At 62.8% G+C, this 12,581-nt stretch carries 14 protein-coding genes, 1 other RNA gene and 1 pseudogene; 9 read left to right on the top strand and 7 right to left on the bottom strand.

Annotated elements, in window-relative coordinates:
* Window positions 1–14 precede the first annotated feature (14 nt).
* The 7 genes from ssrA (at window position 15) to feoB (ending at window position 5,583) form a co-directional block, all read left to right on the top strand.
* Window positions 15–381: a transfer-messenger RNA gene (ssrA, locus tag AC0L3C_RS13890) on the top strand.
* Window positions 382–495: 114 nt separating this feature from the next.
* A complete protein-coding gene (locus tag AC0L3C_RS13885; RefSeq protein ID WP_473260562.1) occupies window positions 496–1,014 on the top strand; it encodes an SspB family protein in 519 nt (172 codons plus the stop codon).
* An 87-nt stretch (window positions 1,015–1,101) separates the two neighbouring features.
* Window positions 1,102–2,559 (top strand): class II fumarate hydratase, encoded by a 1,458-nt coding sequence (gene fumC / locus AC0L3C_RS13880; protein ID WP_473279140.1) that lies wholly within the window; start codon window positions 1,102–1,104, stop codon window positions 2,557–2,559.
* A gap of 276 nt (window positions 2,560–2,835) precedes the next feature.
* Window positions 2,836–3,024: a DUF4169 family protein gene (locus tag AC0L3C_RS13875; protein ID WP_063995290.1), complete on the top strand. Its 189-nt coding sequence runs from the start codon at window positions 2,836–2,838 to the stop codon at window positions 3,022–3,024.
* Window positions 3,021–3,275 (top strand): ribbon-helix-helix domain-containing protein, encoded by a 255-nt coding sequence (locus tag AC0L3C_RS13870; RefSeq protein ID WP_007600962.1) that lies wholly within the window; start codon window positions 3,021–3,023, stop codon window positions 3,273–3,275. The genes AC0L3C_RS13875 and AC0L3C_RS13870 overlap by 4 nt, the downstream gene beginning before the upstream one ends.
* 140 nt (window positions 3,276–3,415) lie before the next feature.
* Window positions 3,416–3,691: a FeoA family protein gene (locus AC0L3C_RS13865; RefSeq protein ID WP_473260564.1), complete on the top strand. Its 276-nt coding sequence runs from the start codon at window positions 3,416–3,418 to the stop codon at window positions 3,689–3,691.
* A 20-nt stretch (window positions 3,692–3,711) separates the two neighbouring features.
* Window positions 3,712–5,583: a ferrous iron transporter B gene (gene feoB / locus AC0L3C_RS13860; protein WP_473408239.1), complete on the top strand. Its 1,872-nt coding sequence runs from the start codon at window positions 3,712–3,714 to the stop codon at window positions 5,581–5,583.
* 228 nt (window positions 5,584–5,811) lie between these two features.
* On the opposite strand, the gene AC0L3C_RS13855 is transcribed toward feoB, so the two are convergent.
* Window positions 5,812–6,987 (bottom strand): GAF domain-containing sensor histidine kinase, encoded by a 1,176-nt coding sequence (locus tag AC0L3C_RS13855; RefSeq protein ID WP_473408238.1) that lies wholly within the window; start codon window positions 6,985–6,987, stop codon window positions 5,812–5,814.
* Window positions 6,988–7,130: 143 nt separating this feature from the next.
* Here AC0L3C_RS13855 and AC0L3C_RS13850 point away from each other — a divergent pair.
* Window positions 7,131–7,271 (top strand): annotated as a pseudogene (locus AC0L3C_RS13850) (GNAT family N-acetyltransferase); the annotation flags it as partial.
* 26 nt (window positions 7,272–7,297) lie between these two features.
* Here the strand turns inward: AC0L3C_RS13850 and AC0L3C_RS13845 are convergent.
* From AC0L3C_RS13845 to soxC, 4 genes are read right to left on the bottom strand one after another with little or no spacing between them, the layout of a single operon-like run.
* A complete protein-coding gene (locus AC0L3C_RS13845) occupies window positions 7,298–7,651 on the bottom strand; it encodes a hypothetical protein (protein ID WP_473408237.1) in 354 nt (117 codons plus the stop codon).
* A 45-nt stretch (window positions 7,652–7,696) separates the two neighbouring features.
* Window positions 7,697–8,167, bottom strand: a complete 471-nt coding sequence (locus AC0L3C_RS13840) for a DUF302 domain-containing protein (protein WP_473260572.1) — start codon at window positions 8,165–8,167, stop codon at window positions 7,697–7,699.
* Between the two features lie 10 nt (window positions 8,168–8,177).
* Window positions 8,178–8,726, bottom strand: coding sequence for a c-type cytochrome (locus tag AC0L3C_RS13835; RefSeq protein ID WP_473408236.1), 549 nt, complete (start codon window positions 8,724–8,726; stop codon window positions 8,178–8,180).
* A complete protein-coding gene (gene soxC, locus AC0L3C_RS13830) occupies window positions 8,713–9,984 on the bottom strand; it encodes a sulfite dehydrogenase (RefSeq protein ID WP_473408235.1) in 1,272 nt (423 codons plus the stop codon). Before soxC ends, AC0L3C_RS13835 begins: the two co-directional genes overlap by 14 nt.
* Before the next feature lie 163 nt (window positions 9,985–10,147).
* Between soxC and AC0L3C_RS13825 the strand changes: the two genes are divergently transcribed.
* Window positions 10,148–10,645 (top strand): GNAT family N-acetyltransferase, encoded by a 498-nt coding sequence (locus AC0L3C_RS13825; RefSeq protein ID WP_473408234.1) that lies wholly within the window; start codon window positions 10,148–10,150, stop codon window positions 10,643–10,645.
* 206 nt (window positions 10,646–10,851) lie between these two features.
* On the opposite strand, the gene AC0L3C_RS13820 is transcribed toward AC0L3C_RS13825, so the two are convergent.
* Both AC0L3C_RS13820 and AC0L3C_RS13815 read right to left on the bottom strand, forming a co-directional pair.
* Window positions 10,852–11,103 (bottom strand): hypothetical protein, encoded by a 252-nt coding sequence (locus tag AC0L3C_RS13820; protein WP_473260589.1) that lies wholly within the window; start codon window positions 11,101–11,103, stop codon window positions 10,852–10,854.
* 58 nt (window positions 11,104–11,161) lie between these two features.
* Window positions 11,162–12,280, bottom strand: a complete 1,119-nt coding sequence (locus AC0L3C_RS13815; RefSeq protein ID WP_473279072.1) for a DUF2336 domain-containing protein — start codon at window positions 12,278–12,280, stop codon at window positions 11,162–11,164.
* Between the last annotated feature and the right edge of the window lie 301 nt (window positions 12,281–12,581).

Genomic DNA, 12,581 nt, shown 5'->3' with positions numbered 1-12,581 from the left:
ATGGTCGCTCGAAACACCTGTTATTTGAAACCTTTGCCCCCTATATTGGGAGTGCCGGTTCGCCGGCTATGGAAATAAACGGTCGTCGCAATAAACCATTCGGACCCGGGGGCGGTACCCGGCGCCTCCACCAAAGCCCACCAGCGGGCTAGCCCTGAAAGCGGGCTTTGGCGGGGGCGAAATAGGATCGACGAGGGCGTAAAGGGCGTTCTTTTTCCCGGTATTGTTCCGCCGTTATCGGGCTATGCAATAGTTGCCAACGACAACTTTGCTCCGGTTGCTCAGGCTGCGTAACGCAGTTTGAAAGACCATTCTGAAGTCCTAACGGGTTAAGCTCCGTTAGGCGGGGTTCGGAGGCACCTGGCAACAGAAGCCTCCACTTACCTCTTATTTCCTACCCCGCGGGGACTCCTGTTGACCCGTCAGGCGCGGTACTATTGCGGCTTGGCGAGTCGGGCCGGCAGGGCCCAGCTCCTGGAATGCAACAGGACCACCATGGCGACCGATCATATCCGATACGATGTGCTGGCCCGCGACGCGCTGCGCGGCGTGTTGCGCAAGGTGCTGACCGACGCCGCGTCCCAGGGACTGCCCGGCGAGCATCATTTCTTCATCACCTTCGTGTCGAAGGCCGAGGGCGTGAAGCTGTCGTCGCGGCTGCTGGCCCAATATCCGGAAGAGATGACGATCATCCTGCAGCACCAGTTCTGGGATCTGACCGTGCTCGAGGACCGCTTCGAGGTCGGCCTGTCCTTCGGCGGCATTCCGGAGCGGCTGATCGTGCCGTTCAGCGCCATCAAGAGCTTCCTCGATCCGTCCGTCAAATTCGGCCTCCAGTTCGAGACCTCCGATGTCGCCGACGTCTCGGCCGAGACATTGCCGGCCGCTCCCGCCCCGTCCGCGGTCGCGGTGCCGACGCCTGCCACTGAGCCCGCAGAAGGCGCCGAAGAACCGGCGGCTCCGAACCAGGGCGGCGCCGAAGTCGTGCGATTGGATCGTTTCCGCAAGAAATGATCTAGATCGGACTGGCGCCCGTCGCAGGCGGCCAAACTCACTATATAGAGGCACATGAAGAGGCCGCGTGGCATTTCGCGCGGCGGAATGGATGTGCTCATGGCCAAAACTTCCCGCTCGAAGATTTCCCGCTCGAAGACCGACGGCTCCTCGCGCCCGGCGACCCGCACCGAGACCGACAGCTTCGGCCCCATCGAGGTCCCCGCCGATCGTTATTGGGGCGCGCAGACCGAACGCTCGCGGCAGAATTTTCGCATCGGCATCGATCGCATGCCGATCTCGCTCGTGCATGCGCTCGGCATCGTCAAGCTCGCCGCGGCGCAGACCAACCAGGAGCTCGGCCTGCTCGACCAGCGCCGCGCCAATGCCATCATCCGCGCCGCGCGCGAGGTGATCGAGGGCAAGCTGGACGATCATTTCCCGCTGGTGGTGTGGCAGACCGGCTCGGGCACCCAGAGCAACATGAATCTCAACGAGGTCATCGCCAACCGCGCCAATGAGCTCCTGGGCGGCGAGCTCGGTGCCAAGAAGCCGGTGCATCCCAACGATCACGTCAACATGAGCCAGTCGTCGAACGACTCGTTCCCGACCGCGATGCACATCGCGGCGGCGAGCCGCATCACCGCCGATCTCGTCCCTGCCCTCGGCGAATTGCTGCGTGCGCTGCGCAAGAAGGAGAAGGAGTTCGCAAAGATCGTCAAGATCGGCCGCACCCACACCCAGGACGCGACGCCGCTGACGCTCGGCCAGGAATTTTCCGGCTATGCCGCGCAGGTCGAAAGCGGAATCGCCCGGCTCAAGGTCGCGGTGAAGGAGCTCTATCCGCTGGCGCAGGGCGGCACCGCCGTCGGCACCGGCCTCAATTCGAAGCCGCGCTTTGCAAAACTGTTCGCAAAGCACGTTGCCGGGATTACGAAGCTGCCCTTCACCAGCGCGGCCAACAAATTCGAGGCACTGGCGTCGAACGACGCCTATGTGCTGGCGCACGGCGCCATCAATTCGGTCGCGACAGGCCTGTTCAAGATCGCCAACGACATCCGCCTGCTCGGATCGGGTCCGCGGTCGGGCCTCGGCGAACTGATGCTGCCGGAGAACGAGCCGGGCTCCTCCATCATGCCCGGCAAGGTCAATCCGACGCAGTGCGAGGCGATGACGATGGTGTGCTGCCAGGTGTTCGGCAATCACACCGCGATCACGGTCGCCGGCAGCCAGGGCCATTTTGAGCTCAACGTCTACAAGCCCGTGCTGGCCTACAACATGCTGCACTCGATCCGGCTGATGGCGGACGCCGCGCGCTCCTTCACCGAGCATTGCGTCAGCGGCATCCGCGCCGACGAGAAGCGCATCAGGGAGCTGATGCAGCGTTCGCTGATGCTGGTGACGGCGCTCGCTCCCAAGATCGGCTACGACAACGCGGCCAAGGTGGCCAAGACGGCGCATGCCAACGGCACCACCCTGAAGGAAGAGGCGCTGCGGCTCGGCTTCGTCTCGGCGGAGGAGTTCGACCGCCTGGTGCGCCCCGAGAAAATGACAAGCCCGGGATAAATTCCGAATTCCGATAGCCATCCGTAATGATACGGAGCCCCTGGCTCCATTAAATGTAGGGCTTAAAGGACGGGATTTGATTACCGTCAATGTCGCGGCGGGATTGCGTGTTATGCAGCCCCTCCGCCCCCACGGGGCGGAATTCATCGTTTGATGGCCCAAGGGTCGATTGACGAGGACAAGCGAATGGCGATCAAGTCTCATTGGGCGCAGTGCGGCGCACAGTTTCTGAATGTTTCATCCTGCCCACGGAGGATCGGATGATGGAGACGCGACATGGCGAACGTCATCAACCTGAATCGTTTCCGGAAGCGCGCCGAGCGGGAAGCCACGGCGAAGCAGGCGGACGCCAACCGAACGAAGTTCGGCCGCACGAAGGCGGAGCGGTCGGCGGAGGAGACGCGCGCGGACCAGGCGAAGGCGCACCTGGACCAGCACCAGATCGATCGCGAGGAGCAGCCATGAAGTCGCCCGTCGTGAAACGGTCGATCGTCGTCGCCGGTCACAAGACCAGCGTCAGCCTGGAAGAGGCGTTCTGGAACGGCATGAAGGAGATCTCGGGCCTGCGCAACATGACGCTGTCCGAGCTGGTCGGCGAGATCGACGGCAACCGCCAGCAGGGCAACCTGTCCTCGGCGATCCGCCTGTTCGTGCTCGACTACTTCAAGAGCCGCGCCATGGCCGCCATCCAGGCGGAAAAGGTCCCGGCCCAGTAGCCGTCTTGGTGCCGAGCTTGGCGCCCGATCTTGGCGCCAATCACCTCCGTCACGAAGCTGGTACTTTAAAATCACTCTAAGGTGCAGTTTCAGCGACCGAGCGCGCTTGACCTCGATGCCCTGCGTTGAAAATACAGGGCATGACCGACACCCATGATACGCGTCCGCAGATGCCGCTGGGCCTGGCCCAGCGCGGCTATACCGGCGTCATCCAGCACCTTTCCCCCAAGGACGCAGGCTCGGCGCTCTCGGACATCGAGCTCGAGAGCCGGCTGATCGAGCTCGGCTTCGTCGAGGGCGCACGGGTCGAGGTCCTGCACGAGGGGCTGGTCGGGCGCGACCCCATCGCCGTGCGGGTCGACAGCATCACCATCGCGGTCCGCCGTCGCGAAGCCATGGCCATCATCGTCGCCTGAGGCGACCGGACCCCAACTCCATGGAATTGCCCCTACTTCATCTCGCCCTGGTGGGCACGCCAAACAGCGGCAAGACCTCGCTGTTCAATGCACTGACCGGCAGCCGGCAGAAGGTCGCGAACTATCCAGGCGTCACCGTCGAGCGCAAGGAAGGCTTCTTCGTCACGCCTTTGGGGCGCCAGGTCTCCGTGGTCGACCTGCCCGGCACCTATTCGCTGCGCGGGCGCAGCCCGGACGAGGAGATCACCCGCGACTTCGTGCTCGGCAAGGCTTCCGGCGAGACCCTGCCCGACCTCGTGCTGTGCGTGGCCGATTCCACCAATCTACGCCTGACCATCCGCCTGCTGCTCGAGCTCAAGCGCACCGGCCGGCCGATGATCCTCGTGCTCAACATGTTCGATATCGCGACTCGCCGCGGCATCACTGTCGACGTCGCGCGGCTGGCCAAGGAGCTCGGCGTGCCCGTGGTCACCTCGATCGCGGTCCGCAAGGGCGGCACGGCCGACCTGCTGTCGCTGACCGACGAGATTTCGGCAAAGCTCGCGGCCGAGCCGGGGGAAAACAATTGGCGGGCGCTCAGCGTGGCCGATCTGCGCGCCACCCAGCGCGAAGCCGACCGCATCATCGCCGATTGCGTCAGCCTGCCCAGCCGGCCCGACACCTGGACCGCGCGGATCGACGCGATCGTGCTGCATCCCGTCGGCGGGCTGATCGTGCTCGCGGCTATCCTGTTCGTGATGTTCCAGGCGGTGTTCGCCTGGGCGCAGCCGCTGATGGAGCTGCTCAACTCGGGCTTCGACTCCCTCGGCGAGTTCGTGCACGCCACCCTGCCGGCAGGCCTGCTGCAGAGCTTCCTTCAGAACGGCGTGATATCAGGCGTCGGCAGCGTCATCGTGTTCCTGCCGCAGATCATCATCATCTTCCTGTTCATCCTGCTGCTGGAAGATTTCGGCTACATGGCGCGCGCCGCGTTCCTGATGGACCGCATCATGGGCGGTGCCGGCCTGCACGGCCGCGCCTTCATTCCGCTGCTGTCGAGCTTTGCCTGCGCCATCCCCGGCATCATGGCGACGCGCGTGATCGACAACAAGCGCGACCGGTTGACCACGATCCTGATCGCGCCGCTGATGACCTGCTCGGCGCGCATTCCCGTCTACACGCTGATCATCTCCGCCTTCATTCCGGCCAAAGAGGTCTGGGGCTTCATCAACCTCCAGGGCCTCGTGATGTTCGGCCTCTACGCAGCCGGCATCATCAGCGCGCTTGCCGTCTCGTTCCTGATCAAGTTCTTCATGCTGCGCGACTATGCGCCGGCGCCGTTCATGCTGGAGCTGCCGGACTACAAGATGCCGCGGCTGAAATCGATCGCGATCGGCGTCTATACGCGGGCCAAGATGTTCCTGCACCGCGCCGGCACCACGATCTTCTCGATGATGGTGCTGATCTGGTTCCTGGCCTCGTTCCCGCAGCCACCCGCGGGCGCCACCGAACCGGCGATCGACTTCAGCCTGGCCGCGATCATCGGCAAGGCGTTCGAGCCGCTGCTGGCGCCGGTCGGCTTCAACTGGCAGATCGCGGTCGCGCTGATCCCGGGCATGGCGGCGCGCGAGGTCGCGGTCGCGGCACTCGGCACCGTCTATGCGATCGAAGGCGGCAAGGAAGCGGCCGAGCAGATCGGCCAGGTGCTGGCGACGAAATGGTCGCTCGCGACTGCGCTGTCGATGCTCGCCTGGTACATCTTCGCCCCGCAATGCGCATCCACGCTCGCCGTGATCCGGCGCGAGACCGGAAGCTGGACCTGGATGGCCGTCACCTTCTTCTACATGCTGGTGCTGGCCTATGCCGCGAGCCTTCTGACCTACAATGTCGCGCTCGCGTTCGGGGCGGGCTAGCCACCTCTCGAAATTTAAAAACCGCGAAAACAACCCCATGCACAGTAGACGGGGGTTGTGAAATCAATGGCTTACGCGTGTGCTAAAATCAGCTGAGCGTAGCTGGCCAGGACCAACGCGGCACACAAGGCCGGTTGCGCCGTCGGGCAAAACAGGCGCATGATGGTATTGTCAGAGAATTGGCGAGACGCTCGGTGATGGCAAGATACCGGAGCTTGGCACGCCTTCTCAGCCGCTGGCCTGTGTTGCCGGGAACGACGCAGTGAACACCGTTTCATCCCGCATCGACGAAGCGACGATCAACCCGCCATGGGCGCGCGCGATCTCCTGGGCGATGTACAGTCCGAGCCCAAGCCCTTTCTGGTTCGGCAGAACGTCGCCGCGATCGAACGCCGTGAAAAGGCGCGGGATCGCATCAGCCGGAATTGGCGCGCCCTTGTTGGCAACGCTGAGATCAAAGCCAGCGCCGATCGCCTGCGCCAGCACCCTGATCGGCTTGTCGGCGGCGCCATAGGAGATCGCGTTGCCGAGAAGATTGGACAGCATCTGACCTATGCGGTCGGCGTCGATTTTCATAGGTCCCGGAACGTTGACGACCGTTTCGATGACGCGATCCGGATGCACGTTCTCGAACTCCGCGACAATCTGCCTGATGACAGGCTCGAGCGGCTGTTCTCTCAACTTGAGCTGCATGCCGGCGCCGAGCCGCGCGCGGGCGAAGTCCATGACATTGTCGATCAGGCCCGCCATCCGGGCCACGCTTCCCTGCAGCAGGTTGATCCAGTTCTTGCCCTCGTCATCGACCTTCTTGTTCAGAAGCCGCAGCCCGCCCTGGATCGAGGCGAGAGGGTTTCTGAGGTCGTGACCGAGCACGGCAATGAACTGCTCGCGCAGTTCAGCATTGCGTTGTTCCAGCGCGAGCCTGTTCTCGATCAATTCGACACGGTCAGCCGCGTCGAGGTGAGACGCGATCAGCTCCGCAAAAAGCTTGAACATGCCGATGATCTCGGGAGTCCGAAGCTTGCGCGGCTTCGGATCGATCGCGCAAAGAGTTCCAAAGAATGAACCGTCGGGAAGAATGATCGGCACGGAGATGTAGCTTTGGAGGCCATATTGCACGGGCGTGTGATGCGTACAGTACGCGGCGTCTTCGCTGACATTCTCGATAACAACCGCCTCGCGGCTCTGCCGGATCTCGTGGCAGATCGTGGTCTCGACCTTGAGCTCGTCACCGGGTTTCAGCCCGAACGCAAGCTCGTCACGCGAGGCACAGGTGATCCACCTGTCCTCGGTGACGCGGGCAACGGCCGTAAACCCCATGCCGGTGGTCCGGCTGACCACGTCCAGGATGGTCGAGACCGCAGCGATTCCGCTGACCCTGGCTATGTCGCGCTCGAAATCCATTGCCGCTCCGCGTCGGAACATTCGCCGGACGACCGTCACCCTAACGAAAGCGCGTCCTTGCAATGGTAAGAAGCACTGCCAGCCAAGTTCTTCCGCGTCAATGTTACTCGACGCCTCGTCTTGAAAGGGGCTATCTGTTCCCAATGGAACATTTCAGCACGGCTAGGCTAACCGCCGAGAGGGTTCGTGAGGATCACCTCGCGGACCTCGTCGCATTGCATCTCCAAGCCGAGGTGTCCCGATGTCTCGGCGGCGTGCGCCCGGCGGAGAGGACGAAGAGGTACCCCGGAATTCGAAACGAGCATCCGGCTCAGCGTACTCGCTCAATGCGCTCGCTCGGTGTGGTGGAGCCCGAGCTGACGCCGTCTTCGTTCGAATCGCTCTTGGGGTCCCGGACCAGCACGGCCGGTTCGTCGTAACCCTTGCGGCTGCTGTAGAACACCAGCGCCATCAAGCCGATGCCGACGACCAGCGAAAACACGACACCGAGCACCAGTGCGACATAACCCGATGCTGGCACCTCCGTCGTCGTGCTGAACCAGCCGAGATAGCCGAGCGCGCCGGCACCGACGAGGAAGGCGCATAACACCGCTATGACCAGCCATCTGGCGATCTTGCCGTCTCCGGGAGCGGGTGATTCCGGTTGCCCGTCTGTGCTGTTCATGGATCTCTCCTCATGGCGCACGCGTCGCGCGGCCGTCCCATTGCGCTAGCGGGCGGTGACCTTGGTCGCGATCGCGTGCAGGGCCGCCGTCATAGCGACAATTGCAGCCTTGGCCGGCTCGCCGATGCCGTGACGCCCGGCGAGATACGCCGGATCATTGTACGACAACCAGGTCGCGCCTTGCTCGTCCTGCCAGATCAGCGCCTTCAGCGGCAGATCGATGCCGCTGGTCTGCGACTGCTGCATCAATGGCGTACCACCCCTGGCGTTCCCGAAGATGATGAGATTGGTCGGGCGCAACGGCAGGCCGGCAGCGGCGGCACCCGCGGCATGATCGACATGGGCGAATATTGTGAGGCCCTTGGCCGTCACCTCGGCCTCCAGCCGCATCATCGTCTCTTCAGGCCCGAAACTGCTCCTGATCGTGATCAGTCCATCGACGGCCATTGCTTGGGTCTCCCATAAACATGTCGCAGCAACCAAAGCGAGGATCTTGACCAGCGCCGAAACCCTCATGATCACACGCTCATTTCTTGCGGAATAGTTTTGCCGGGTCGAATTCCGGGTCCGGAATGAAGCTGTCGCGGTTGGGCATCTTGATCTTCGGCAAGCTGTCCTTATCAACCTTGCCGTCGGGGGGAACGATGCCATTCAGACTCAGGATGTAGGCGGTGACGGCATAGGTGTCGTCGGTGCTGAGCGAACCCGGTGTGGGATATGGCATCGCGCGGTGAATGTAGTCGTACAAGGTCGTCGCATACGGCCAGAAGCTGCCGACGGTCTTGACGGGCGCGCTGGAGGCGAGTGTGCCCTGTCCACCGGCCAGACGATCCTTGATCCCGCCCTCGCCGTTGTCGCCATGACAGGCCGCGCAATTGTCGGCGAAGACCTGCTTACCCTGCGCAACCGTGCCGCTGCCGACAGGCAGCCCCTTGCCATCGGGTGTTACGTCGATGTCCCATAGCTTAATCTCCTCCGGAGTCGCGGGACGGCCGAAATCGAATGCAAATGCGGGCGCCGCGAGCAGGCCGAGCGTGAGAGCCGCTGCGACAAGCCGATTGTCATGCGAGGACATTGCGGACCCTCCCGGCCTCGTCGATGCTCCAGGTCTGCTGGGCGTTGTAGTGGAACAGCGCATTGCTCCCCATCGCGGCGATGAAGGACTGCCGGTCCGGCTGAACATTGCCTTGCTCGTCGGTCGAGCGGCTCACGATCGTTGTCGGCTTGCCGTCCCAGACCCAGTCCATCTGGAATCGAACCTGTGCCTTGGACAGCACCGGCTGATTCAGCTGCGCCTGTTTCCAGATTTTCGCGCCGTCGGTCGATATCTCGACCTTGGCGATCTTGCCATGGCCGCTCCAGGCGAGACCGGAGATAATGTTGTAGCCGGGCTGGATCTGCATCGTGCCCGAGGGTTGCGTGATGACGGAGTTGGTTTCCATCCTCAGCTGGAATTGGCGGGCCTTGCCGTTGGCAAGCAGCTGCGTGTAACGCGCCGTTTCCCAGCGGGTCATCCAGGGCTCAGTGCCGAACTTGAGACGGCGCAGCCATTTGATGTTGAGGTTACCCTCGAGGCCCGGCATCACCAGCCGCATTGGAAAGCCGTGCGCGGGGCGCAGTGGTTCGCCGTTCTGACCGTAGGCGACAAAGGCCTCGTTCACGATTTCGTCGGTCAGCGGAATGCTGCGGTCGACGCCCGCGCCGTCGCCTCCCTCGGCGAGCATCCAGTTCGAGTTCTTCTCCTTGCCCGCGAGACCAATCAGGAACTTCAGCGGAACGCCGGTCCACTCATTGGTGCTGACGAGGCCGTGCGTGTTCTGCACCGTCAGATCAGGGTCTGCCTTCTTCCAGTTTTCCCAACCGTTTCCAGTGCATTCGATGAAGACCACGCGCGTGACCGACGGCATCCGCTTGAGATCATCGACGCTGAACACCAGCGGCTTCTGAACCCGGCCATGAATGAGCAGACGGTGCTGCGCGGGATCGATGTCCGGCACTCCGGAATGGCTGCGCTCGTAATGCAGATCGGTCGGCGTGATGTTGCCTACCAGCTTCTGATGCGGCGTCTTGGAGTTGATGGCATCATTGGGGTCGACGTTGCGCTTGCCTGGTCCTGCTTCGGGAATGCGATCGATCTTGACGAAGCGCGATCGTTCGCTGTGCGCACCGAGATCGGCGCCGGGCCCGCGATCAGGGACGTCAGCCAGCGTGTGCGCGGCCGCCGCTTCGGTCGCAACCGCCCCTAGAACGCCCGCCGACAGGCCTCCCACAAAACCACGGCGGGAGACGCTCGCGGGCCGTTGCGGTGATTCGATTTGCGATTTGGACGTCATGCGATCTCCGTCGACAATCGTGCTGATTTGGAAATGCCGGCCGCTTTTCCATGGGAACATTGACCGGATGCCGCCAAAATTGCCCGTTAGGATGTGTTAGAAATCATGAGGGACGGCGAAGGCGCGTCATCTTTCCCTGCTCCGAAAGTGGCTATCCGGGTCCATGGATCATTTCAGCACCGAGAACCTGACTGCCGAAAGGCTTCGTGAAAATCACCTCGCGGACCTCGTCGCATTGCATCTCGATGCCGAGGTGTCCCGATATCTCGGCGGCGTCCGTTCGGCGGAGAGGACGAAGACCTATCTCGACGCCAATATGGCGCATTGGGACCAGTATGGCTTCGGACTGTGGGTGCTGCGCACGAAAGACGGAGCATTCGCCGGGCGAGCGGGCATCCGGCACATCCTGGTGGACGATATCGACGAGATCGAGATTGCCTACGCGTTCAAGCGCGAATGCTGGGGCCGTGGCCTTGCAAGCGAGACCGCGACCGCGCTGACCGATATCGGACTGTTACACCACGAGCTGCCGTCCCTTATCGGCCTGGTCTATGTCGGCAATGGCGCATCGCGTCGCGTTCTGGAGAAGTCCAACTATCTCCTCGAGCGAAGCACGATCCGTCACGGCGAAGACGTCGTGATCTACCGAATTCGGCGGTGAGAGACGCAAGTTCGCAGGATGGGTCGCTGTCGGCGCAGTGATGTGCCATCGAAGGAGCGACGGCGGTGCCATGCTCTCCGTCATTGCGAGCGCAGCGAAGCAATCCAGACCGCCGCCGCGGGAAGATTCTGGATTGCTTCGCTGCGCTCGCAATGACGATGTGGAAACAGCCACGTAACGCGGATAGAGCGGACGCCTCAGGTGCCCTACCTGAAATACCCCAACACCAGATCGACATCCGCGCTGCCGGCCGCCGTGCCGTTCAGCTCGGCGTCGATGACGCGGCGGCAGGCTTCGATCGCGGCGTGGTCACCGAGGTCGTTGGCGGCTTCGAGCACCAGCCAGGCGGCATCGACCGAGGCCTGGTCCGCTGCTCCGCCGCCGATCTCGCCGGCTGCGGCCTTGTTGAGGTTCTTGTTTTGATTCTTGCGAACGGCGGTGCCGAATTGAGGCAACATTGCAAATACTCCCTGCCAATTCCCGGATGATGCTCGGTGTACCTGTTCGGTGTACCGCTCAGTGCACCTGCAGCTCGGGCTGACGACCCGTGACGGGATCGGAGCCGGTCTTGCGCGACTGGTAGAACTTCAAGACGCTACGCGAGGTCTCGATCTTGAGCTTGCCGAAATCGCGCTCGTTGTCGTGGAGCTCGCGCGCCGTGATCAGATGATCCTTGGCGCCGAGGAACAGCAGCGACATGGTGGTGTCCCAGGAGAAATCGAGCGCCTTGCACAGCACCAGGATCATCTCGCGATTGCGGTCCATCATCGCACGCTCGATCACGTCGACCGGCAGCGACGACAGCAGCGACAGGCCGATCTGCACCTCGTCGAAGCGGTGCTGGCGCGCATAGTTCGAGATCGATTCCTGGTTGAGGTTGCCCTGCCGGTACTGCGTCGTCACCACGCGCTTGGCGACGAAATAGCTGCGCGAGGACGGGCCGAACTTGGAGTGCAGATCGCCGGTGACGTCGCTGACCGAGCTCTGGATCTGCGCCATCATTTCCGGGCGCTCGTGCTCGAGCCGGCGGCGGACGTCTTCCGACGCCTTCGAGATCAGTTGCTGGAAAATGTGGCGCGGCACATCCTTGCGCAGGCCAAGCTGCTCGGCAAGAATCGAGTCACCCTCGGCACGGCGAACCATGTGGAGCAGGCCCGAGCCGGAGAAGCGCGCGCCCTCGTTTTTGGCAACCGACGTCACGACCTCCTGGTCGCCGCGCTTGACCAGCACGTCGGTGACGGCCTCGCCGATCGACTTGCGCTGGGCGATCGCGAGCAGATGCGACTGGCTCTTGGTCATGGCGCTCTCGACCAGCAGCTTCTCGTCGAGACGATTGGAGTCGCGAAGCACGGGACCGGCGACCTCGATCTCGTCGGCGGTCGCGAGTTGCGCAATGACATTGAGCGGAGCGTGATCGCAGGCTGCCATCACCTCGGAGAGCTGCACCCGCGCAGCAACCTCGATCTCGTCGGCGAGCCGGCCGATGACTTCGCCGAACGTGCTGATCTCGTCGTCGCTGTAGCGGCCGGTGATCAGAATGTCGGTCGCGTGCCACAACGCCTTGTTCCGGCTTTCGTCGGTGCCGCGTGCGATCGCGTCGTCCAGATCCTGCAGAAGTGTTGTCGCGCCGTTCATCCCGATGACCCCAGTTCTTGGCTAGCCATCCTGCTTGTGCCGCAGGACGCCGAGTTCCTCTGGGAACAGAGACTAGGGAACAAACGCGAGAATCCGGTAAAGTCGGCAGATCAGTTTTGCCGAGCAAAATTCGTTAAAAAGCGAGGGAATGGGTTTACCGGTGCGTCACGAGGAAGCTGCGCTCCCTCTCCCGCTTGCGGGAGAGGGTTGGGGCACTGATGCCTCTACGGCGTCATGGCCGGGCTTGTCCCGGCCATCCACGTCTCACCGCTTAGGACGAAGAACGTGGATGCCCGGGCCT

The sequence above is a fragment of the Bradyrhizobium sp. WSM4872 genome (genome assembly GCF_055811715.1).
This window is presented reverse-complemented; position numbering and strand designations above follow the sequence as displayed.